Source organism: Polaromonas aquatica (assembly GCF_050626995.1).
Taxonomy (GTDB): Bacteria; Pseudomonadota; Gammaproteobacteria; order Burkholderiales; family Burkholderiaceae_C; genus Polaromonas; species Polaromonas aquatica_A.
In genome coordinates this window covers 50806-71282 of the sequence record NZ_CP192467.1, presented here as the reverse complement: position 1 = coordinate 71282, position 20477 = coordinate 50806, and the positions used below count along the sequence as shown (strand labels likewise).

General features: G+C 59.4%; 22 protein-coding genes and 2 tRNA genes. 9 read left to right on the top strand and 15 right to left on the bottom strand.

Annotated elements, in window-relative coordinates:
* The first annotated feature begins 164 nt into the window (after positions 1–164).
* From ACQ4MS_RS00340 to ACQ4MS_RS00325, 4 genes are all read left to right on the top strand, one after another.
* Complete coding sequence (locus tag ACQ4MS_RS00340) at positions 165–437, top strand: HU family DNA-binding protein (RefSeq protein WP_007874140.1); 273 nt, start codon at positions 165–167, stop codon at positions 435–437.
* A 17-nt stretch (positions 438–454) separates the two neighbouring features.
* Positions 455–530 (top strand) — tRNA-Val (locus tag ACQ4MS_RS00335).
* Between the two features lie 87 nt (positions 531–617).
* Entirely contained in the window at positions 618–2543 is a 1926-nt protein-coding gene (locus tag ACQ4MS_RS00330) for a SurA N-terminal domain-containing protein (RefSeq protein WP_431096954.1), read from the top strand.
* Positions 2544–2579: 36 nt separating this feature from the next.
* A tRNA-His gene (locus tag ACQ4MS_RS00325) sits at positions 2580–2655 on the top strand.
* Between the two features lie 146 nt (positions 2656–2801).
* Here the strand turns inward: ACQ4MS_RS00325 and ACQ4MS_RS00320 are convergent.
* Positions 2802–3776 (bottom strand): NADPH:quinone oxidoreductase family protein, encoded by a 975-nt coding sequence (locus ACQ4MS_RS00320; RefSeq protein WP_431096952.1) that lies wholly within the window; start codon positions 3774–3776, stop codon positions 2802–2804.
* Positions 3777–3928: 152 nt separating this feature from the next.
* Between ACQ4MS_RS00320 and surE the strand changes: the two genes are divergently transcribed.
* From surE to ACQ4MS_RS00305, 3 genes are all read left to right on the top strand, one after another.
* On the top strand, positions 3929–4714 hold the full coding sequence (gene surE, locus ACQ4MS_RS00315) for a 5'/3'-nucleotidase SurE (protein ID WP_431096951.1): 786 nt from the start codon (positions 3929–3931) through the stop codon (positions 4712–4714).
* A 10-nt stretch (positions 4715–4724) separates the two neighbouring features.
* The gene (locus tag ACQ4MS_RS00310; RefSeq protein ID WP_431096949.1) at positions 4725–5582 is read left to right on the top strand and encodes a protein-L-isoaspartate(D-aspartate) O-methyltransferase; all 858 of its coding nucleotides are present in this window, start codon (positions 4725–4727) and stop codon (positions 5580–5582) included.
* 81 nt (positions 5583–5663) lie between these two features.
* Positions 5664–6581, top strand: coding sequence for a peptidoglycan DD-metalloendopeptidase family protein (locus ACQ4MS_RS00305; protein WP_431096947.1), 918 nt, complete (start codon positions 5664–5666; stop codon positions 6579–6581).
* 196 nt (positions 6582–6777) lie between these two features.
* Here ACQ4MS_RS00305 and ACQ4MS_RS00300 read toward each other — a convergent pair whose 3' ends face one another.
* The gene (locus ACQ4MS_RS00300; RefSeq protein WP_431096946.1) at positions 6778–7197 is read right to left on the bottom strand and encodes a VOC family protein; all 420 of its coding nucleotides are present in this window, start codon (positions 7195–7197) and stop codon (positions 6778–6780) included.
* Positions 7198–7255: 58 nt separating this feature from the next.
* On the opposite strand from ACQ4MS_RS00300, the gene rlmD reads away from it, so the two are divergent.
* Complete coding sequence (gene rlmD / locus ACQ4MS_RS00295; RefSeq protein ID WP_431096945.1) at positions 7256–8737, top strand: 23S rRNA (uracil(1939)-C(5))-methyltransferase RlmD; 1482 nt, start codon at positions 7256–7258, stop codon at positions 8735–8737.
* 162 nt (positions 8738–8899) lie between these two features.
* Here the strand turns inward: rlmD and ACQ4MS_RS00290 are convergent, their stop codons facing one another.
* Positions 8900–9589, bottom strand: coding sequence for a Bax inhibitor-1/YccA family protein (locus ACQ4MS_RS00290; RefSeq protein ID WP_431096944.1), 690 nt, complete (start codon positions 9587–9589; stop codon positions 8900–8902).
* Positions 9590–9782: 193 nt separating this feature from the next.
* On the opposite strand from ACQ4MS_RS00290, the gene ACQ4MS_RS00285 reads away from it, so the two are divergent.
* The gene (locus tag ACQ4MS_RS00285; protein ID WP_431096943.1) at positions 9783–10190 is read left to right on the top strand and encodes a GlcG/HbpS family heme-binding protein; all 408 of its coding nucleotides are present in this window, start codon (positions 9783–9785) and stop codon (positions 10188–10190) included.
* 197 nt (positions 10191–10387) lie between these two features.
* Here ACQ4MS_RS00285 and hemP read toward each other — a convergent pair whose 3' ends face one another.
* The 12 genes from hemP to ACQ4MS_RS00225 form a co-directional block, all read right to left on the bottom strand.
* The gene (gene hemP / locus ACQ4MS_RS00280; RefSeq protein ID WP_431096941.1) at positions 10388–10606 is read right to left on the bottom strand and encodes a hemin uptake protein HemP; all 219 of its coding nucleotides are present in this window, start codon (positions 10604–10606) and stop codon (positions 10388–10390) included.
* Positions 10607–10750: 144 nt separating this feature from the next.
* Positions 10751–11161, bottom strand: a complete 411-nt coding sequence (locus tag ACQ4MS_RS00275; RefSeq protein ID WP_431096940.1) for an ExbD/TolR family protein — start codon at positions 11159–11161, stop codon at positions 10751–10753.
* A gap of 67 nt (positions 11162–11228) precedes the next feature.
* A complete protein-coding gene (locus ACQ4MS_RS00270; RefSeq protein WP_431096939.1) occupies positions 11229–11945 on the bottom strand; it encodes a MotA/TolQ/ExbB proton channel family protein in 717 nt (238 codons plus the stop codon).
* Positions 11946–11965: 20 nt separating this feature from the next.
* A complete protein-coding gene (locus tag ACQ4MS_RS00265) occupies positions 11966–12667 on the bottom strand; it encodes an energy transducer TonB (RefSeq protein WP_431096938.1) in 702 nt (233 codons plus the stop codon).
* Between the two features lie 137 nt (positions 12668–12804).
* Complete coding sequence (locus ACQ4MS_RS00260) at positions 12805–13050, bottom strand: (2Fe-2S)-binding protein (RefSeq protein ID WP_431096936.1); 246 nt, start codon at positions 13048–13050, stop codon at positions 12805–12807.
* A 275-nt stretch (positions 13051–13325) separates the two neighbouring features.
* Positions 13326–14033 carry a Fe2+-dependent dioxygenase gene (locus ACQ4MS_RS00255; protein ID WP_431096934.1) on the bottom strand — a complete coding sequence of 236 codons (708 nt, stop codon included), beginning with the start codon at positions 14031–14033 and terminating at the stop codon, positions 13326–13328.
* A gap of 87 nt (positions 14034–14120) precedes the next feature.
* Positions 14121–16421, bottom strand: a complete 2301-nt coding sequence (locus ACQ4MS_RS00250; RefSeq protein WP_431096932.1) for a TonB-dependent receptor — start codon at positions 16419–16421, stop codon at positions 14121–14123.
* 463 nt (positions 16422–16884) lie between these two features.
* The gene (bfr, locus tag ACQ4MS_RS00245) at positions 16885–17361 is read right to left on the bottom strand and encodes a bacterioferritin (protein ID WP_431096931.1); all 477 of its coding nucleotides are present in this window, start codon (positions 17359–17361) and stop codon (positions 16885–16887) included.
* A gap of 162 nt (positions 17362–17523) precedes the next feature.
* On the bottom strand, positions 17524–18297 hold the full coding sequence (locus tag ACQ4MS_RS00240; RefSeq protein ID WP_431096930.1) for a ferredoxin--NADP reductase: 774 nt from the start codon (positions 18295–18297) through the stop codon (positions 17524–17526).
* A gap of 418 nt (positions 18298–18715) precedes the next feature.
* Complete coding sequence (locus tag ACQ4MS_RS00235) at positions 18716–18895, bottom strand: hypothetical protein (protein WP_431096928.1); 180 nt, start codon at positions 18893–18895, stop codon at positions 18716–18718.
* A 29-nt stretch (positions 18896–18924) separates the two neighbouring features.
* On the bottom strand, positions 18925–20151 hold the full coding sequence (locus ACQ4MS_RS00230) for a PepSY-associated TM helix domain-containing protein (RefSeq protein WP_431096927.1): 1227 nt from the start codon (positions 20149–20151) through the stop codon (positions 18925–18927).
* A complete protein-coding gene (locus ACQ4MS_RS00225) occupies positions 20148–20441 on the bottom strand; it encodes a hypothetical protein (protein WP_431096926.1) in 294 nt (97 codons plus the stop codon). The genes ACQ4MS_RS00230 and ACQ4MS_RS00225 overlap by 4 nt, the downstream gene beginning before the upstream one ends.
* Positions 20442–20477 lie beyond the last annotated feature (36 nt).

The following is a 20477-nucleotide window of genomic DNA, read 5'->3' as shown; positions in this document are numbered from 1 at the left end:
TGTAAAAACTTGCTGCTGTATTGACAGGTCTGGAGTCCATCGCTCTAATCTGAGTCAGCAGAAAACTGCACATGCCGCTCCCGCTGACACACACACCACATAGTGTCCCGGGAGATATTTTTTAGAGACAACCAGATTAACTTTTTATCAACGAGGGGCTCCTTGTGAACAAGACTGAACTGATCGAGCACATTGCCAAGCATGCTGATATTTCCAAAGCTGCCGCCACGCGCGCGCTGGAGTCAACCATTGGCGCTGTGAAAACAACCCTGAAAAAAGGAGGCTCCGTGTCTCTGGTGGGTTTCGGCACTTTTGCCGTGGGAAAACGTGCTGCACGCACCGGCCGCAATCCGCGTACCGGCGATGCGATTAAAATCAAGGCTGCCAAGGTTCCAAAGTTCCGTCCAGGCAAAGCTCTCAAGGACGCTTTGAACTGAAACGGAAACCCAACGTGGGGTGCTTAGCTCAGTTGGTAGAGCAGCGCCCTTACACGGCGTAGGTCGGCGGTTCGAGCCCGTCAGCACCCACCACCCACGAAAAAAGGCGAACATGGTTCGCCTTTTTTGTTGTTGGCCCCCGGTTTGTTCGTAAAGCTGTTGCAGCACAGGAAGTTCGAGATGTTTGATTTCATTCGCAAGCACACCAAGGTCACCATGGCGTTGCTGTTTTTGCTGATTGTTCCGTCCTTTATATTGGTGGGCATGAATAACAACGGTCCTTCCGGGAGTAACGGCGGGGTCGTTGCCGTGGTCGATGGAAAAGACATTACGCAGCCCGAATGGGATCAGGCCCACCAAAACGAGGTTCAGCGCATACGCGCTTCTATGCCGTCGATCGACGTCAAGCTGCTGGATACGCCGCAAGCACGGTATGCGACGTTGGAGCGGCTGGTGCGTGACCGCGTGGTGGCGGCTGCCTCCAACATCACGGACGACTATCTGGCACGCGAGCTGCAGAAGATCCCTGAAATTGCAGCCTTGAAAGGCCCGGATGGCAAGCTCGATATGGAGCGGTATCGCCAGTTGCTGGCATCGCAGGGTCTGACACCTGAAGTTTTTGAGGCGAATGTCAGGGCCGGGCTGCCGAGCCGCCAGGTACTGGGTGGTATTGGCGCAAGCGGCTTTTCTTCCAATGCGGCGGCTGACCTGTCGCTCAACGCCTACTTTGAGAAACGCGAAATCCAGCTGGCCCGTGTTGACGCAGCCGATCTGGTAGCCAAACTGGCGCCGACAGATGCTGACCTTGAGCAGTTCTACAAGGCAAATGAAAAACTTTTCCAGATGCCCGAACAGGCCAATATCGAATATGTCGTGCTCGACATCGATACCGTCAGAAAAGCCATCAGCGTCAATGAGGCAGATCTCAAAACCTACTACGAGCAGAATATCCAGCGCCTGAGTGGTACAGAGGAACGCAGAGCCAGCCACATCCTTATTACGGTTTCCAAAACCGCGTCAGCAGCAGATCGTGAAAAGGCGAAGGCCAAGGCAGAGGACTTGCTGGCACAAGTCAAAAAAGCACCTGATACGTTTGCTGAGGTTGCACGCAAGAACTCGCAAGACACCGGATCAGCACCTGCCGGTGGCGATCTCGACTTCTTCGCGCGCGGCTCGATGGTCAAGCCTTTTGAGGACGCAGCCTACGCCATGAAAAAAGGCGACATCAGCAATGTCGTGGAGTCGGAGTTCGGTTATCACATCATCAAGCTGACGGATGTCAAGGCGCCCAAGCGGCCGGCCTACGAAGAAATGAAACCGCAGCTGGAAGCCGACCTCAAAAAGCAGGAAGCCCAGAAGAAATTTGCCGAGATTGCCGACACCTTTACCAACGGTGTTTATGAGCAGCCCGACAGTTTGAAGCCTGTGGCAGACCGGTTGAAGCTTGAAGTCAAATCAGCCGCCAATGTGGTCCGGCAGCCCAAGGCTGGAGCTGCTGGCGTGCTGTCCAATCCCAAATTCCTGGCCGCGCTGTTTTCACCCGATGCGATTGAAAAGAAGCGCAATACCGAGGCCATAGAAACGGCGCCCAGCCAGCTGGTTTCGGGCCGAATCACCCAGTACACCCCGGCACGCACCCAGGCTTTTGCCGAAGTGAAAGATGCCGTGCGCCAGCGCTGGATCACCCAGCGTGCCGCGGAAGAAGCGCGCAAGGAAGGCGAGGCCAAGCTGGCTGCCTGGAAGGCCGCTCCCGCGTCTGCAGCGTCCCTGGCGGCGCCGATGGTGGTGTCGCGAGAGCAAATCCAGAAACTTCCCCCGCAGGTGATCGATGCTGCACTTCGGGCTGATGCCAGCGCTTTGCCGGCTTTTGTGGGGGTTGACCTCGGTGCTCAGGGCTACACCATTGTCAAGGTCAACAAGGTTGTGCCTCGCGACGCGCCTCTCGAGGCTGCCGCGGTGCAGGAGCGGAGCCAGTACACGCAATGGTGGACCGCTGCAGAAAATCTGGCGTATTACAACGGGCTGAAGGAGCGTTTCAAGACGAAAATCCTGGTGACAAAACCTCCTGTCGCCAAATTGGGCGCAGAAGAAACCGTCACCCAATAAACTGCCGCGGCTTTGCCGCTATAATGCAGGGCTCCGGTGGCTGTAGCTCAGTTGGTAGAGTCCAGGATTGTGATTCCTGTTGTCGTGGGTTCGAGCCCCATCAGCCACCCCAATATTTGAAGTCCCGCTTGCCGCAAGGCTTGCGGGATTTTCTTTTTGGGGCATGGGCGCGGCTTTCAGCGGGCTCAGCCGTGCGCGTCAACTAGTAGAAAAATGTCCAGCTTTCAGGCGCAGCTGAGCGTGCAGTGGTGCTGCGGCTTAGTTCACCATCACCAGCTTGCCCTTGACGCTGCGCGAGCCCATGTGGGCGTAGGCGCCTTTCAGTTCGGCCATTGGCATGGTGCGGTCAATGACCGGTTTGATCTTGCCTTTGGCATACCAGCCTGCCAGCTCGGCCATCATCGCCGCGTTGGCTTTGGGTTCGCGTCTGGCAAAGTCGCCCCAGAACACACCCACGATGGATGCACCCTTGAGCAGCGTCAGATTAAGCGGCAGGGATGGAATGGGCCCTGAGGCGAAGCCCACCACCAGGTAGCGGCCCCGCCATGCAATGGACCGGAATGCCGGCTCCGCAAAGTCTCCACCCACCGGGTCGTAGATCACGTCGGGGCCTTTGCCATCGGTCAGCGCCTTGATTTCATCGCGCAAGTTTTTGGTGCTGTAGTTGATGGTGGCATCCGCGCCAATGGACATGCAGAGACCGCATTTCTCATCGGTGGATGCGGCCGCGATCACGCGTGCTCCCGCAGCTTTGGCAATCTGTATGGCCGCGGTGCCAACGCCGCCTGCCGCACCCAATACCAGCACGGTTTCACCGGCCTTGAGTTGCGCGCGGTCCATCAGGGCGTGCCACGATGTCGCGTAAATCATGATGAAAGCGGCGGCGTCCACAAATGGGAAACCTGGTGGCAGTGGCATGCACAGGGCCGCTGGTGCGATGGTGTGTGTGCCAAACCCTCCCGTGCCGGAGAGGCAGGCCACGTGCTGGCCCACCTGGAGGTGCTTCACACCTTCGCCGACCGCCTGAACCACACCGGCGTATTCAGAGCCCGGCACAAAGGGCAGGGGCGGCTTCATCTGGTATTTGTTCTGCACGATCAGCAGATCGGGAAAATTCAGGCTGGCTGCTTTGATCTCAATCAGCACTTCGCCCGCCTTGGGTTGCGGCGTTGGCAGTTCTTTCCAGGTCAGGGCGTCCACGCCGATGGGGTTTTCACAAAGCCAGGCTTGCATGAGATGTCTCCGATAAAGGGAACGCAACGGTACGTAAAAGAGGCAATCCGCGGAAAAGGCCGGGCACCTTGCCAGCATCATAGGCAAAGTGAATGGTTTTTTGATGCCCGGAGGGGCGCAGGCTGTCGCAGCCGTGACCGTAAAATCGGCCCATGAAAATCCTCATTTGCAACGACGACGGTTACCAGGCCTCCGGCATCATTGCCCTCCATGAAGCGCTTAAAACCGTTGCCGATGTCGAGGTGGTGGCTCCCGAACACAACAACAGCGCCAAATCCAACGCGCTGACCCTGCATTCGCCGATGTACGTGCAGACGGCGGCCAACGGCTTTCGCTATATCAACGGCACGCCGGCGGACTGCGTGCACATTGCGCTGACGGGCTTGCTGGGCTACCGGCCCGACCTGGTGGTTTCAGGCATCAACAATGGTGCCAACATGGGCGATGACACGATTTATTCCGGGACCGTGGGTGCCGCCATGGAGGGCTATCTGTTTGGCATCCCGGCGATTGCGTTCTCGCAGACCGAAAAAGGCTGGGCGCATATCGACGTAGCCGCGCGGCGCGCGGCCGAGCTGGTGCGGCAATTGATCCCTTCCCTGGAGACCGTGGCCGAGGGCGCTGAGCCGACTGTGCCGCCATGGCTGCTCAACGTGAACATTCCCAACCTGCCTGACGATGAGATATCGGGTGTGAAGGTGACCCGTCTGGGACGTCGCCATGCGGCTGAGCGGGTCATCATGCAGACCAGTCCGCGCGGCGAAACCATGTACTGGATTGGCGGTGCCGGGCCGGCAAAAGAGGCCGGCGAGGGGACGGATTTTTATGCAACGAGCCAGAAATTTGTCTCTATCACCCCATTGCAGGTGGATTTGACCGATCATGAACGTCTGCCCTATTGGGCGCAAACTGCCGCCAGGCTGACCCAATCGCACTGAAAATCTTTTCATGAAATCCAGCCTCAAGCCGCCTTTTAATCCCACCGCAAAAGCACCTGCCGCCGCAGCGCGCCCGGCCTTCCCGGTCCGGCTGAAGCCCGATGCCGGTGTTCCGTCTGCTACAAAAATAATAGCTGGAAGCGCACGAACAACTGGCGCTGCAGGCCAAAATGGCTTAAAAAAATCCACCCCTCCTGCTGCACCGGCACCGCCGGGCGGTGTTGGGCTTGATTCCCATGCCGTGCGTGCGCGCATGGTGGGCAAGCTCGCCGCGCAAGGCGTCAGCGACGCGCAAGTGCTTGCCGCCATGGGCGCGGTGGAGCGTCACCGTTTTGTTGACACCGCACTGGTCAACCAGGCCTACGAAGACACCAGCCTGCCGATCGGCCTGGGACAAACTATCTCCAAGCCCAATGTGGTGGCCCGCATGCTGGAGTTGTTGCGCCACGGCTCGGCCGGCAAGCTGGGGCGGGTGCTTGAAATCGGTACTGGCTGCGGTTACCAGGCCGCAGTGCTCAGCCATCTCGCGGCGGAGGTCTACAGCATCGAGCGGCTGCGCGGCCTGCACGACAAAGCCAGAGAGAATTTGCGGACTTTACGCCTGCCCAATGTGCACCTGCTGTTTGGTGATGGCATGATGGGCTACGCCAAAGGCGCACCCTATGCGGCCATCATCGCGGCGGCCGGCGGGGAGGCTATTCCGCCCGCATGGATTGATCAACTGGCGATGGGGGGCCGGCTCGTGGCGCCGATGCAGGCTGCGGGAGGCGCTCAGGCGCTCGTGGTAGTCGATAAAACCCCCCAAGGCGTGAGGCAGACCCTGCTGGAAGCCGTTCATTTTGTACCTTTAAAATCAGGCACAAGCTGACGGCGGATCGCTTCAGGTCCTGAGCCGGCAAAAAAATCAACTTATCACCCCAACCAGTCAAGATTGAAGACGAAAGAACCAATGAATCAAACCATACGGTCGAACAGGGCAGTGTCTGTGGGTGCCACCGGCGCAGGTCATGGCGTCCGCTCACTCGGCAGGCTGGCTTTGCCGTGTGCCCTGGCAGCGTTGCTGCTTGCAGGCTGCGCTTCGCGCGCTCCCACTAACGCACCGGTTGAAGATCGCGGCACCGGAGTGTCCCGGCCCATGCCGGGTGCTGTGGATCCGGGTAATGTCAAACAGTTGCCCGGCTTTGAAAACGCCGGAAAACCGGGGTACTACACCGTTAAACCTGGTGACACGATGATCCGCATCGGTCTGGAAAACGGCCAGAACTGGCGCGATATCGTGCGCTGGAACAACCTTGAAAATCCCAATATCATTGAGGTGGGGCAGGTGCTGCGCGTAGTGCCGCCGTCCAGCGAAAACCCGTTGGTGGTGACTCGCCCTGTGACATCGGGATCGGTCACCACATCGACAGCCTCCACCACGCCGACCCAGGCTGCCAGCGCGGCACGTCCCGCGTCAGCACCTGCAAGTACCAACGCAGCACCTGCTGGAACGGGCGACGAAGACGTTGCATGGATATGGCCTGCGCAGGGAACAATGCTGGCGGGCTTTGATGAGGCGAAGAACAAGGGCCTGGACATTTCCGGCAAGGCCGGCGATCCCGTGATTGCTTCGGCTGATGGACGTGTGGTGTACGCCGGCGCGGGCCTGCGGGGTTACGGCAACCTGATCATCCTCAAGCACAACAACACCTTCCTGACGGCCTATGCGCACAACCAGACTTTGCTGGTCAAGGAAGACCAGACCGTCAAGAAGGGCCAGAAGATCGCCGAAATGGGCAACAGCGATGCGGACCGCGTGAAGCTGCATTTTGAGATTCGCCGTCAGGGGAAGCCGGTCGACCCCGCCAAATACCTGCCTGCGAGGTAACTCGACTCCAGAAAAAAGCCCGGCAAATGCCGGGCTTTTTTCCGCGATGTCATAGCCTTAAAGTCTTCTTGTTGCCACGCAATGAAGTGGTACTTACCAAGAAAAAGGCTTCTCATCCGCTCACAATGGGCGCAATAAGCTATTAATTTTGTAGCAAACTGCGCATGACAAGTTTGACCGCTGCCTTGGCCCATCTTCAGTGGGGCTGCAAGATCTCGTCGTAGCCACGGCCCTTGAATTCCAGCAGGTCAATGCCGTGGCCAAAGGGATCGGCCAGCCCCGCAATGCGGCCCCAGATCCGCTCGGTCACGGGCATCTCCAGAACGGCGCCATGGCGCTGCAGCCGGGCAACCGCTTCGTCAATGTCTTCCACCACAAAATCCAGATGAACGGGTGTCCAGTGGCGCTGGTAGCTGCGCACGCTCTCGCTACCGTAGCCCCTGGCGATCGGGTGCGTGCCCGCCTCATTGAAAAGGAGGTCGATCGGGCTGCCCGCACCAAGGATTTCCACGAAATCGCTTTTGAAGCGGCGGCCTGTGCGCAGCCCGAGCGCTTCGGTGTAGAACTCGACAGCACGTTCCATGTTGTCAACATCGATGCAAATACGAAGCTCCATGGTGGTGTTCCTTTTGGTGGGATCAGAAAATCGTACCGCAGCCTGAGACAATTGGTGCATGACAGAAGAAAGCCTGAACAAGCAGCCAGCCACCGCGACTGATTACCCGTCAGATGTGCTCGAGGTCGAATCGCTCGACATTGAAGCCCAGGGAATTGCCCACAGGGCGGATGGCAAGGTGGTTTTTATTGAAGGTGCCCTGCCTTTCGAGCGAGTGACCGCCAATGTGTACCGCAAAAAAAGCAGCTTTGAAAAAGCGATGGTGATGACGATTCAGCGCGAGTCGTCCCAGCGCGTACGTCCGGCCTGCCCGCATTTCGGCATGCACACAGGCGCGTGTGGCGGCTGCAAGATGCAGCACCTGCATGTGGGTGCCCAGGTGGCTGTGAAGCAGCGTGTGCTGGAAGACAACCTCTGGCACATCGGCAAGGTCAAGGCGGACAACCTGCTGCGGCCCATCGAAGGGCCGGCCTGGGGTTACCGCTACCGCGCACGGCTGTCGGTGCGCTATGTCCGCAAAAAGGGTACCGTGCTCGTGGGGTTTCACGAGCGCAAAAGTGGCTATGTAGCCGATATGACTGAATGCCATGTGGTGCCCCGCCATGTCAGCGACATGCTGGTGCCGCTGCGTGAGCTGATCAGCAGCATGGATGCGAAGGAAACGGTGCCGCAGATCGAATTGGCCTGCGGCGACGAGGTCACGGCCATGGTGCTGCGCCACATGGAGCCGCTAAGCCTGGATGACCTGGCGCGCTTGCGCGCTTTTGCTGCGCGGAATCCGGGCCTGCAGTGGTGGCTGCAACCAGGCGGGCTGGACACGGTAAAACTGCTGGACGCCGCCGTGCAGGAGCTGAGCTACGGCCTGCCTGAGTTCGATGTGCTCATGCCCTTCAAACCGACCGATTTCACGCAGGTCAATCCCCACATCAACCAGGTGCTGGTGTCACGTGCCCTGCGGATGCTGGCGGTGCAGCCGGACGAGCGCGTGATTGACTGGTTTTGCGGCCTGGGCAATTTCACCTTGCCGCTGGCCACACGCGCCCGCGAGGTGCTGGGCATTGAGGGCAGTGAGGTCCTGGTCGCCCGTTCGCGTGAGAATTTTGAAAGAAACAAGCCTACATCCGGCGTTCGTAGTGCGCTGGCAGCTACGAAATTTGTAGCGCGGAACCTGTTTGAAATGACGCCGGCAATGCTGGTGAAAGATGGCCGTGCCGATAAATGGCTGGTAGACCCGCCGCGTGAAGGCGCTTTTGAGCTGTTCAAGTCGCTTGCGGCGTTGCACCAGCAGATCGCAAGCGGCATCCCCTGCGACGACGGTGAGAACCAGCAGAGTCTGGCCCTGAACGGGTGGACGCCGCCGCAGCGCATCGTTTACGTGAGCTGTAATCCAGCCACTCTGGCGCGGGATGCGGGCGTGCTGGTGGACAGCGGCGCCTACCGCTGCACGGCGGCCGGTGTGGTCAACATGTTTCCGCACACGGCTCATGTGGAGTCCATTGCGGTGTTTGATTTGGCCCCCACGGTCTCTCACTGCGTGTAGCTCCCTGCCCCCGAGGGGGCCGCTGCGCCTGCGGACTGGCAGAGCCAGATCCGCGGCCCCGGCTTGAATTGGAGAGGCTCCAAGTCACCCTGCAGAGAATGACACGAGGTGCGCATGAAAAAAGGGCCCTGAGGCCCTTTTTGTTCTGTAGCGAAGCGGATATTAGTCCCGTTCGCCGCCAAAGATGCCCAGCAGGGCCAGCAGGCTCTGGAAGATGTTGAACAGGTCGAGGTAAATGGCTAGCGTGGCGCTGATGTAGTTAGTCTCGCCGCCGTCGATTACCTGTTTCAGGTCATAGAGCAGGTAGGCGCTGAAAATCGCGATGGCCAGCGTGCTGATGACCGCCATCATCATGGTCGAGCCAACAAACACGTTGATGATCGCTGCCACCATGATGACGAGTGCACCGGCGAAGAGCCATTTGCTCATGCCGCTCAGGTCGCGCTTGATGACAGTGGCCAGACTGGCCATCACGAACATCACACCGGCGGTTCCGGCAAAAGCCGTCATCACCAGCGAGGAGCCGTTGCTGAAGCCCAGCACCATGGCGATCATGCGCGAAAGCATGAGCCCCATGAAGAAGGTAAAGCCCAGCAGCACAGGCACGCCCGCGGCCGAGTTCTTGGTCTTTTCAATGGCGAAGATAAAGCCAAAGGCGCCGCCGAGGAACACAATCAGGCCCAACCCGCCGCTCAAGGAGCGGGTGATGCCGGTGGCGACGCCCAGCCAGGCACCCAGCACGGTGGGCAGCAGGCTCAGGGCCAGGAGCCAATAGGTGTTGCGCAGGACCTTGTTGCGTTGCTCGACCGTTGAGGCAACGCCGTAGTCGAGGGTTTGAACATTGTCATTCATGAAAGTCGTCTCCGAGGCGCCAGCAAATGCGGGCAAGATTATTTTAGGGCGCATTGCCGTTTTTCCAGCGCTCACCCCCTACTTTTTGTAAGGGTTCTATAAGCTAATTTGGCAGCAATGCAGGCTGGGGTAGCCCCAAAATTTGCGTATGCTCAATGACTTTGCCCATAAACCACTGGAAATCGCCAAGACCATGAAATCAAAAGCAGTACTTGAATTCGCCGACGTCAAACTCATCGCAGCCGCTGCTGAGGCAGAAGCCCTCAAGAACAACTGGGCCGTCACTATCGCCATCGTCGACGATGGCGGCCATTTGCTGCACCTGCAGCGCCTGGACGGCGCCGCGCCTATTTCTTCGCATATCGCACCCGCCAAGGCCAACACTGCTGCCATGGGCCGCCGTGAAAGCAAGGTGTACGAAGACGTCATCAATGGCGGCCGCACCTCCTTCCTGTCGGCTCCTTATATCCACGGCATGCTCGAAGGCGGTGTACCCGTCATCAAGGACGGCCAATGCATAGGCGCTGTGGGCGTCAGCGGGGTGAAATCCAGTGAAGACGCGCAGATTGCGCGTGCCGGTATCGCGGCGATCGGTCTGTAAATCTGCTGGCCTGAAAAGGCAATAAAAAAGCCGACCTCCAGGTCGGCTTTTTTGTTGGGGCAAACAGCATCATCAGAAAAAAAAGCCTGGCTAAACGACCCAAAGGATCTGTGGCTGGCTAAAAACGACCTTGGGAGCTTGGAAGCCCCGGATCGCCCCACGATGAAACTGTGTTGAGGAAGAGGGTTGGGCGCTGTTTACTTGGTCAGGATCAATTTACCCAGACGTGTGGCCTGGAGGCGGTAAGTTGAGCCGTTGTGGTTGATTTCCACGGCCTTTTGCCCGCGCAGGATTTCAGTGCTGTTGACGCAAGTGGCAGAGGCGCCCACGGCATGGCCGCCAGAAGCGGTCTCTGTGTGCGCTGGGGTGCGGGCAGGAAGGCTCAAGGTGTGGGAGGCGGACATGGAGAGGGACATGATGATTAAACCTGTGTGGGTTTCGATGAGTTAATGATAACCATTCTCATTTAAAAGTCAAGCGACTTTGGGCTGCGATGCATTTTTTTACGTCAAAAGGAAAAATCTGCCGGCGTTGCTACGGGCAGGCTTGGATTGCCTTGATCAGCTCTTCGGTTCAGTGATAAAGCCGATCTTGCGCAGCCCGGCTTGCTGCGCTGCTGCCATAGCCTGCGCCACACGTTCGTAACGCACCGACTTGTCGCCGCGAATATGCAGGTCGGGTTGCGGGTTTTGCGCCGCCGCCGCCTTGAGCTGGGTGGCCAGCGCTTCATCTGCGATCTTGGCTTCGTTGAGGAAGTAGCTGCCCTCGGCATCCACACTGAGGCGAATCGTTTCCGGCTTGATGTTCTGCGCTTCGTTGGAGGCACGCGGCAGGTCAATATTGACGGAATGCTTCATCACGGGCACCGTGATGATGAAGATGATGAGCAGCACCAGCATGATGTCCACCATGGGCGTCATGTTGATCTCGTTCATCACGTCATCGCTGTCGTCTTGGGTTCCAAAGGCCATGGTGTTTCTCGGTCACTAAATGGGGCTCCGCTGCTTTGCGAGGGCGGAGCCGGGTAGATGGACGGCCTCAGGCCTTTTTCATCGCGACAACATTGGCTTGCTGGCCACCGGCGCCTACGCGGGCACCGGTCACGAAATAGGCGTGCAAGTCATGCGCGAAGCGGTTGAGTTTTTGCAGAACCCCCTTGTTGCCACGCACAAGTGCGTTGTAGCCCAGCACTGCAGGGATGGCAACCGCCAGGCCCAATGCAGTCATGATCAGTGACTCGCCGATCGGACCTGCCACCTTGTCGATGGTTGCCTGGCCGGCTGCACCGATGGACAGCAGCGCATGGTAGATGCCCCACACGGTGCCGAACAGGCCGACGAAAGGCGCCGTCGAACCCACCGAAGCCAGAATGGCCAGGCCGGACTGCAGTTTGCCTGTGAATTCGTCGATGGCGTTGCGCAGCGTGCGCGTGACCCAGTCGCTCACGTCCAGCGCGTCATGCAGGTGTGCCTTGGTATTGCGGTGGTGCAGGGTGGCCTCACGCCCTTCCAGGGCCAGCTGGCGAAATGGATTGGTGGGATCGGCGCCGAGCTTGGTCAGGCCGGCGGCAAAGTCTTCACTGTGCCAAAAGTCTTCAGCGGCGCGGGCGATTTTCTTGTACTTGATGAGGTCGAGCGTCTTGATGATGATGACCATCCAGGAGGCCAGGGACATCACCAGCAGCAGCACGGCCACCGATTTGGTGACGATATCGCCCTGGCTCCAGACGTTGGCAAGGCCGAATTGGGAATTCATGAATCAATACTCCACGGTTTTTAAAAGTCATCCATAACGAAACTGATGGGCACTTCGGCCCACATTTCCTGGGGTACGCCGCCACGCTTGCCTGGCACAAAGCGCCAGCTCAAGACTCCTTTGGCGGCTGCCTGGTCGAGTCGGTCAAATCCGCTGGATTTGAGTATGTTGGCTTTTTTGACCTGTCCGTCAACGCCGACGAGCACCCTCACCATCACCGTGCCCTGCTCGCGCAGACGCTTGCTGAGGATCGGGTAGGGCGGTTTAGGGTTGTGTAGATAGTCGGCGTCACTGGAAGGCAACTGCACGGCCGGTGGGGCTGGCGGGGCTGGTGGCGCCGCAGGGGCCAAGGCAACGGGCGCTGGCGGAAGCGGCGGCGTGACCACGCCTGTCGGCGCGTTGGGCGACGGCGCCGGATCAGGAATGGCCAGCGGCCGAGGCTGCGGCATCACAGGCGCTTTGGGCACCACTTTCTTCGGCACGGCCGGCGTCGGTGGCGCCGGAGGCACAGGCTCGACTTTAGGGGCAGGCGGATTGACAAACTGTACGAGAATTTCTGCAGGAACAATGACTTCCGCAGCGCGCATCAAGAGCCCGCTTTGCAGGGCCCAGATAAACGCCACGTGCAGGCCCACCACCGCCAGGGCAATCATGGCATTGCGGCTTAAGGGTTGGCGCGGCGCGGGACGGCGTGAGGCGCTGGAGAAGACGGTGGCGGTCATCGGAAAATGGGTGGAAATGGGTAGGTATGTCGCCGCGTCCATGCCGCAGGCTCAATCAGAGTTGGAGCAGGATCAGCGGCGAAAGACCCACCAGGCACAGCCTATCACCAGGGCCAGGCTGACAGGAAGCGCTGCAATCAGGGCTGAGGAGAGGTTTGCGAAATGTTCCATGGGCTGCCTTCCAGTGTGTGGGTGGCGAGCTTGATGTTGGCGGTCGGGCAGCTTGCGCTGCACTGTGCCACCACGTCCCGGGCGCAGCCTTCGCACTGACCGCACTGGGTGGCAACGCCGAGTTCGAACTGGATCTCGTCAAAGCCCAGGCCTGCACGGGCATGGCGGGCAATTTCGCGGTCGGAGATTCGGCGGCAGACGCAAACGATCATGGATTGGCTTGGCTGGTGATTGATGTCAATCGGTGCGTTGATTATAAATGCGAATCTGTCGCATTTGCAATGCGCGCAAGGCAATTAATGAGCATCCCGTCATCTGCAAAGGGTTTTTTGACATGCTTTTTAAGCTAAAAATGCCAGTAGCCCATGCTGAATCTGCGCAAAAGCAGCTATGAATTTAGTAGCGGAAAAAGCTGTTCTCCGCGTGAAGGAAAAGGCCGATATTGAAGTCCGGCCTCTCAAATCCTTCGTTGCGCAGGGAAAACGCCTTAAACCTCAGCCCACATGCGCAGCAGGTTGTGATAGCAGCCCGTGAGCCGGACCACTTCGGCGCTTTCGGCCGCGCCTGGGGTTGAGCGTTCCAGGTCCTTTTGGCGCAGCGAGGTGATCGCCATGTCCATCTCATAAAGCAGCCGGCGCTGGGCGTCGGCGCGCACCATGCTCTCTATCCAGAAAAAGCAGGCCAGGCGTTCGCCGCGGGTGACGGGCTCCACGCGGTGTACTGAGGTACCCGGGTACATCACGAGGTCCCCCGCCTCGAACTTGATGCGTTGTTCGCCGTAGGTGTCCTGTACCACCAGTTCCCCGCCGTCATAGCTGGCCGGATCGCTGAGGAACAGCGTGCAGGAGATGTCGGTGCGCACATGCCGTGCGGTGGCTGCATGTGTGCGTACTGCGTTGTCGATGTGGTTGCCAAAGCTGTTGGCGCCACCGCCGTAACGGTTAAAGAGCGGCGGATAAACCGACTTGGGCAAGGCTCCGGTCACAAACATCGGATTGCGGGCCAGGGCCACCGACACGATGTGGCGCGCCTGCTGGGCGGCGGGCAGCTCTTCGGGCAGTTGCAGATTGTTCTTGACGGTGCCGCTCTGGCTACCGGCTGTGATGCGGCCATCGGCCCAGTCGGCGCCCAGGATTAGCTGGCGGACCTGTGCGAGTTCGTCTGGCTGTAGGGCTTGTTGAATGCGGAGCAGCATTGAGAAATCTCCGGAAAGATCGCCGAAATGAAAAAGGCACCCGGAGTATCCCCCAGGTGCCTGAACCTTGAATCTTCTTATTGAAAATCAGAACTTGCTGGTGAGCGTCACGCGCACGCTGCGCGCATCGCCCGGTGCGGCAAAGCCGCGGTACAGCGTGTTGTAGTAAACCTTGTCAAAGAGGTTGTCGATATTCAGCTTGACGGTGTTGCCCTGGTTGACACGGTATTCAGCCAGTGCGTCGACCTTGACGTAACCCGGCGCGCGGTTGGTGCTGGTGACGTTGTTGGCCGGCTTGTTCGTGCTGACGGCGGTGAAGCCACCGCCGATGCGCCATTTGTCGCCGATGCGGTAGGTAGTGAACAGATTGGCCTGGCGGCTTGGGCTCAGACCGGGGTTTTGCCCCAATTCGGCAACGGCCGTCGTTTTGTCAATTCGCGCCTTCATGAACCCGATGCCTGCGAACACATCCCATTGCGGCGTGATCCGGCCAGCAACTTCGAATTCAAGCGCATCGGTATGGCGCTTGCCTGACAACAGGAAGTTCGTCGGACTCGCTGTAGCGACGTCGGTGTTGCGTTCGTTGTACTTTTCTGTCCGTGCCAGCGCGGCGCGAATGGACAGGTCGCCACCATAGAGCTCCCATTTGGCCCCGATTTCAGTATTGCGGCTCTTTTCTGGCGGTGTATTGGCCGACAGGGCGTCAAACTGATACAAATCGCCGGAGGTGTTGAACGCTGTACCGAAGGCGGCGTAGTAGCTGACCTCATCGGTGGGTTGGTACATCACAGCAAGCCGTTTGCTCAGCAGTCTGTCGGACCTGGCCAGTGTGCCGTTGTTGGGCGCCGCGGCGGTGGGTCGTTCGTAGTCCGCCTTGAAGTTGTCCAGACGCAGCCCGGCGATCAGCTTCCAGTACTGCGTGAGGTCGATCGTGTCCTGCATGTACAGGCCCAGCGTCGTGGCCTTGAACGACGTTTCCAGCCTCTGCGTGTAATTGCCGCCAATGCCCACGCTGCTTGGATTGCCGACTGTGGTGCTCGGTTTGGCTCCAGTCAGGAATGGGTAGCTCAGACGATCGGAATTTTCCACCGCGTACTCGGCACCGATCAGCAAGCTGTTCTTGCGGCCGAACCACTGCGTCGTGGTGAGGTAGTCGGTTTGCAGGAAGGTGTGATGTTCGTTGCCGGCCTTGGCGTTTCCGGCGCTGGTGCCGCCACGGCTGACGACGGTGTTGGCGTTCAGGTTGGCCAGGGTGGTACCGGCGGCAAAACTGGCTTGTGTGGCACGCAGCGTGCGCGAATAGTAGCCGTCGCGCAGCGTGGTCTTCAGGCTGCTGCCGTCCGCCCAGCGGTGGGTGTGGCTCAGGGTAACGGTATCGGCCTTGTCGTTCTGGAAATCGGTGGTCAGGCCGTACCAGTATTTATTGGTTGGCGAAGGCGCGGGGCGGCTGTTGAGCCACGCAAAGCCCCAGTCAGGTTTGTCGTTGTAGTGCAGGTGGTGGTAGCTGATCTCGAATTCGTTGGCTGTGCCGATGCCGAAGCGGTAGTCCATGGCCAGGCCACGGCGATGGGTGGAGGCGCTGGCATTTTCGCCGCGGCCGTCGCTGTCGGTCGCCATTGCGTTGATGCGGAAAGCCGCGTCATCGTCCAGCTTGAAGTTGAAGTCGCCCTGGTAGCGCTGGTAGCCACGGGTGCCCACGGTGGCGTTCACTTCGTGCTCGGTGATCAGGCGGGCCTGCTTGCTGACCTGGTTGATCACGCCGCCGGTGGAGCCGCGGCCAAACAGCATGGAGGCTGCACCGCGCAGGACTTCCACGCGCTCGGTGTTGAAGTTGTCGCGGTTGTATTGCGCGATGTCGCGTATCCCGTCGGTATAAATGTCGCCCGCTGCGCTGAAACCGCGGATGCGGATGTTGTCACCGACCCTGCCGCCTTCGCCAGCTTCAAAGGTGATGCCGATGACGTTCTCCAGTGCGCTCTTGAAGCTGTCCTTGCCCTGGTCGTGCATCAGCTTTTCATTCACCACCGTCAGCGACTGCGGGATGTCCTTGGCGGCAACTGGCATCTTGCCGACACTGGTGATGCCGCTTTGGTAAGTCTGGCTTTCGCGGTCGTGGGTACCCCTGACGATGACAGGCGCCAGGCTTTTGCCCTGGGTTTGCGTAGAGGTCGTTGCGGAGGCCCCTGTGGTGCCGGCCGGTGTGACGCTTTGTGCCCATCCGGATACTGACACTGCCAGCATCAGTGCGCCCAGCGGCAGCAAAGCTTTGTCGGAGGAGGCAGCAGGCGTGGTTGCCGGGTTGGCGAGGGGGGAGAACGAGACGGCGCCGGGCTGGCGTGATTTTTTATTGCGCGCCAGACGTACGGCGCGGACGGACGGATGTGCCAAAAGGGCCTCCAAGCAAGGGCCAGCCTGGTGATAGGCGGACCGGTTTCATAAAAATGCTTGGCTGGCTCGAAATCCCTGCGAGGGAGGTGAGTTGGCTGGCGTGGAAAGTTCGCCCGGAAGTGTATATCAAATGAGAATGATTCGTAATATGTTGTTTCGAGTGCTGCAGAAACTGTTTTGAAACGAAGATTTGGGGCAAAAAAAGAAGAACAAGGTAGAGAGCCTATGGATGAAGCTGCTGAACGCGGTCTTGAGCTCTCACTTGAGGCGGGTTGGCCCCTTCACTGTTTCTCTTCATGTGCGTGAGGATTCTTTGGCGAATTCGCACGGTCCGTGAAACCATGAAAGGCGGAGACTGGATGCGTAAACCGTGCACCGAAACAACAACGGGGCTCGCGGGCCCCGTGTTTCATGTGCCGGGTGGTAGCCCGACGGCTTCTTTACCGGTTTCTCGCGGGGGGACTCAGCTGATCTCACCCACCTGGCTTTGCAGGTAATTCTGAATGCCGACTTTGCCGACCAGCTCGATCTGGGTTTCCAGGAAGTCGATGTGTTCTTCGGTGTCGTCCAGGATTTCCTGCAGCAGGTCGCGTGAGACATAGTCACGTACGCTTTCGCAGTGGGCGATGCCGTCCTTGATCGTCGCCTGCGCGCCGGTTTCAGCTTTCAGGTCGCAGTTCAGCGCCTCCACCACGTCTTCGCCGATCAGCAGCTTGCCGAGGTCCTGCAGGTTGGGCAGGCCGTCGAGCATGAAGATGCGGTCCATGAGCTTGTCGGCGTGCTTCATCTCGCCGATGGACTCTTCGTATTCCTTCTTGGCCAGCTTGTCCAGGCCCCAGTGCTTGTACATGCGGTAGTGCAAAAAGTACTGGTTGATGGCTGTCAGTTCGTTCTTGAGCTGCGCCTGCAGGTGAACGATGACTTTTGCGTCGCCTTTCATGGGAATTCCTTATTTATTGTCAGATTGCGTTGTATTGCGGATCGCCCATTGTCACTGGGCGGAAGCCGCAACTCAAGCATTCCCATGCTGGCACGGTCTGTCTGCGTTTGATTGTGATAACCGTTCGCATTACTGGCGTCCCCGCACCGGGGACGCCTGGGCTCAGCGCTCGGCGAAGGCGCGCTCGACGACGAAATGGCCGGCGTGCTGCATGTTGCCTTCGTCAAAGCCTTGAGCTTCCAGCATGGCCTTGATGTCGCGCAGCATGTCGGGGCTGCCGCACAGCATGATGCGGTCGTTCTCGGTAGAGATTTTCGGCAGGCCGAGGTCGGTGTAAATCTTGCCGGTCTGCATGAGTTCGGTAATGCGGCCTTCATTGCGAAAGCGCTCGCGCGTCACGGTGGGGTAGTACATCAGGCGACCGCGCACCAGTTCGCCCAGGAACTCGTGCTCGTGCAACTCGTGCTCGATCAACCCGCGGTAGGCCAGCTCTGCGCTGGTGCGGCAGCCGTGCACCAGCACTACGCGCTCAAAGCGCTCGTAGGTGTCGGGGTCTTTGATCAGCGAGAGGAAGGGCGCCAGGCCGGTGCCAGTGGCCAGCAGCCACAGCGTCTTGCCGGGCAGCAGGTTTTGCAGCAGCAGGGTGCCGGTGGGCTTGCGGCCGACCAGGATGTCGTCGCCGGGCTTCAAGTGCTGAAGGCGCGAGGTCAGCGGGCCGTCTGCCACCTTGATGCTGAAAAATTCGAGCTGGTCTTCGTGGTTGGCGCTGGCCACGCTGTAGGCGCGCATCAGCGGTTTGCCGTCCACGGGCAGGCCGATCATGGTGAACTGGCCGTTGACAAAACGAAAGCCCGAGTCGCGCGTGGCGGTAAAGCTAAAGAGGGTGTCGGTCCAGTGGTGGACGGAAATAATGCGTTCGGTGTTGAAAGCGCTCATGAGAAGGAAGAATGAAGAGTGAAAAAAGGGGGCAGCAGGAAAATGGGCGAGAACTGGAGTCGGGTGGTGCAAGAGGCTCACCGCGCATCTCTTCAGATCATGCCCTCACGTCGTGCGTAAGCAAGCCTGAATTTTATAGCCTGGGCGAACCTGCCGCCGGTGGTGGCTGCAGCCGCCACATCGGCGCAAAGGTCAGGTGCGCCGCTTGCATGGCGGCTCGTGGCTCAACTTAACAGGTGCCTGGGCAGTGCAGCCAGCCAGGAATTACCAGATTTGCTATCAAATATGTAGCTGCTTACGCCCGATATATAAGGGAGTCAGGCGCTTTTGTATGAGATTTCGGGTATTTATGCTTCGCAGCCCAAAACGCAGGGAGAAGTTAGCGTTACCTGGCGCAGAGCGAAACACGGCTACTTGTTCATTGGGTGTTGCGTGGCTTGCCGGGCATCCACGAGAACCAGACCATCACCGCTACGGGTACGCCCAGTCCCAGCCAGCACCACCAGTCGCCCCAGCCGTCAGACACCAGGGCGGTCAGCAGGCCGGTGGTGCTGAGCACGCCCAGCACGATGGGCCAGCGCCAAAGGTGCCAGAACATTGAGGTTTTTGCGGCATTGGCCTTTGCGGTCATGCGGTACCGCCGGTGGTTTGGGGGTTAGTTGAAGGCTGCTGCGGCGCATTTTCCGGCGCCAGCGGACGGACCGATTCGGTCGCCGCTTTGGTCGCGACCTTGGTCTGGTTGCGTCGCCTCAGCCAAAGATAGAGGCCGCTGCCCAGCACGATGATGGTTGCGATGTCCAGCAGCGCCCAGAGGATTTGCATGGGCACGCCGCCGTAGTCACCAAAATGCAGCGGCTGCGACACCAGCAGCGCGGTCAGGTACCAGGGAAGCGGTGGACTGGCAGTGAGCTCGTTGGTGCCTGCGTCCACCAACACCGGCTTGAGGAGGCGCGAGGTGAAGGGCTCGTTGCCGCGCAGGAAAACGGTGTAGTGGTGCGGGCTCGAAAACGACGTGCCTGGGAAGGCGATAAAGGCCAACTTCATCTCGGGCGCGAGCCCGGTTGCCAACGAGGTTGCCTGCTGCACCGAAGCCAGTCGCGCGGGCGGCTTTTGCCCTTGGTAGGGCGCCAGCAGCGCGCTCAGCTGGTCGTGCTGCCAGTATTTGATGATTAGGTCGGCCCAGGTGTTGATCATGCCGGTGGCGCCCACGGTAAAAGCCCACACCAGCGTCACGACGCCGAGCAGGTTGTGCAGGTCCAGCCAGCGGGCGCGGGGACGGTTTTGCCGCACCGTGCCGAAATCCAGTTTACGCATGAAGGGCGCATACAGCACCACACCCGAGACAATCGCCACTAGCAGCAACAGGCCCATAAAGCCCAGGAAGAGCTTGCCCGCCAGCCCGGCAAACAGGTCGACGTGCAGTTTGAACATGACATACATGAAGCCCTCGTCGAACTTGGGCTGGGCCAGCACGGCGGCGGTGCGCGCATCGACCGCGACGGTCTTGTTGTTCTCTTCGGATGTCGGCGTGTCGCCAAATGTGACATACCAGAAGCGGTTGTCATCCAATTCCTGAGTGATGAACATCGGCACCTTGCCCGGATGCAACCCTTGCGCCACTTCCATCACGCGGTCCAGACTGGCGTGTGGCGCGTCCTTGGGTAAATCGGGCGCCTCAACTTCGGTGCCCAGCATATGGCCGATTTCGTGGTGAAAAATCAGCGGCAGGCCAGTGAGGCACAACAGCAGCATGAAGATGGTACAGACCAGGCTGCTCCATTTATGCACCCAGGTCCAGGCCTTGATGCGCCGGCTGTCCGTCGTCTTTGCGGTTTTTGCCGTGGTTATGCTCATCGTGGCTCTCCTTGTTCATGGCCTAGAAGCGATAGGTGGTACTCACCACCAGTGCGCCGCGCGCCGGGCAGGTGCTGAAGCAGGGTTTGCCAGTTGCATTTGATGTTGACGGCGTAGCGCCGCTGCGCGGTGTCACAGGCAGACATCAGGCCCAGCAGTGCGGCAGTGGGGATTTCCAGGCCGCTGCCACCGCCTTGCCGGTCCCGGAAGGCGCGTACACGTGCAACCAATGAAAGGGCGGTAAACGATGTCAGTTGCCACGCGGCGCGCAGCAGATGCAAGCTGAGCAAGTCAAAACTCCCGGGGAGGTCGTCAGGAAACCTGGC

What these genes read in the sequence shown, in the direction of transcription:
- ACQ4MS_RS00320 (WP_431096952.1), bottom strand. Translation starts at nt 3,776, where the DNA reads ATGCAAGCCTGGCTTTGTGAAAACCCCATCGGCGTGGACGCCCTGACC.
- hemP (WP_431096941.1), bottom strand. Translation starts at nt 10,606, where the DNA reads ATGTCCCTCTCCATGTCCGCCTCCCACACCTTGAGCCTTCCTGCCCGC.
- bfr (WP_431096931.1), bottom strand. Translation starts at nt 17,361, where the DNA reads ATGAAAGGCGACGCAAAAGTCATCGTTCACCTGCAGGCGCAGCTCAAG.
- ACQ4MS_RS00235 (WP_431096928.1), bottom strand. Translation starts at nt 18,895, where the DNA reads ATGTTCTGGCACCTTTGGCGCTGGCCCATCGTGCTGGGCGTGCTCAGC.
- ACQ4MS_RS00275 (WP_431096940.1), bottom strand. Translation starts at nt 11,161, where the DNA reads ATGGCCTTTGGAACCCAAGACGACAGCGATGACGTGATGAACGAGATC.
- ACQ4MS_RS00270 (WP_431096939.1), bottom strand. Translation starts at nt 11,945, where the DNA reads ATGAATTCCCAATTCGGCCTTGCCAACGTCTGGAGCCAGGGCGATATC.
- rlmD (WP_431096945.1), top strand. Translation starts at nt 7,256, where the DNA reads ATGACAGAAGAAAGCCTGAACAAGCAGCCAGCCACCGCGACTGATTAC.
- ACQ4MS_RS00260 (WP_431096936.1), bottom strand. Translation starts at nt 13,050, where the DNA reads ATGATCGTTTGCGTCTGCCGCCGAATCTCCGACCGCGAAATTGCCCGC.
- ACQ4MS_RS00305 (WP_431096947.1), top strand. Translation starts at nt 5,664, where the DNA reads ATGAATCAAACCATACGGTCGAACAGGGCAGTGTCTGTGGGTGCCACC.
- ACQ4MS_RS00230 (WP_431096927.1), bottom strand. Translation starts at nt 20,151, where the DNA reads ATGAGCATAACCACGGCAAAAACCGCAAAGACGACGGACAGCCGGCGC.
- ACQ4MS_RS00330 (WP_431096954.1), top strand. Translation starts at nt 618, where the DNA reads ATGTTTGATTTCATTCGCAAGCACACCAAGGTCACCATGGCGTTGCTG.
- ACQ4MS_RS00290 (WP_431096944.1), bottom strand. Translation starts at nt 9,589, where the DNA reads ATGAATGACAATGTTCAAACCCTCGACTACGGCGTTGCCTCAACGGTC.
- ACQ4MS_RS00265 (WP_431096938.1), bottom strand. Translation starts at nt 12,667, where the DNA reads ATGACCGCCACCGTCTTCTCCAGCGCCTCACGCCGTCCCGCGCCGCGC.
- ACQ4MS_RS00300 (WP_431096946.1), bottom strand. Translation starts at nt 7,197, where the DNA reads ATGGAGCTTCGTATTTGCATCGATGTTGACAACATGGAACGTGCTGTC.
- ACQ4MS_RS00240 (WP_431096930.1), bottom strand. Translation starts at nt 18,297, where the DNA reads ATGAGCGCTTTCAACACCGAACGCATTATTTCCGTCCACCACTGGACC.
- ACQ4MS_RS00285 (WP_431096943.1), top strand. Translation starts at nt 9,783, where the DNA reads ATGAAATCAAAAGCAGTACTTGAATTCGCCGACGTCAAACTCATCGCA.
- surE (WP_431096951.1), top strand. Translation starts at nt 3,929, where the DNA reads ATGAAAATCCTCATTTGCAACGACGACGGTTACCAGGCCTCCGGCATC.
- ACQ4MS_RS00255 (WP_431096934.1), bottom strand. Translation starts at nt 14,033, where the DNA reads ATGCTGCTCCGCATTCAACAAGCCCTACAGCCAGACGAACTCGCACAG.
- ACQ4MS_RS00310 (WP_431096949.1), top strand. Translation starts at nt 4,725, where the DNA reads ATGAAATCCAGCCTCAAGCCGCCTTTTAATCCCACCGCAAAAGCACCT.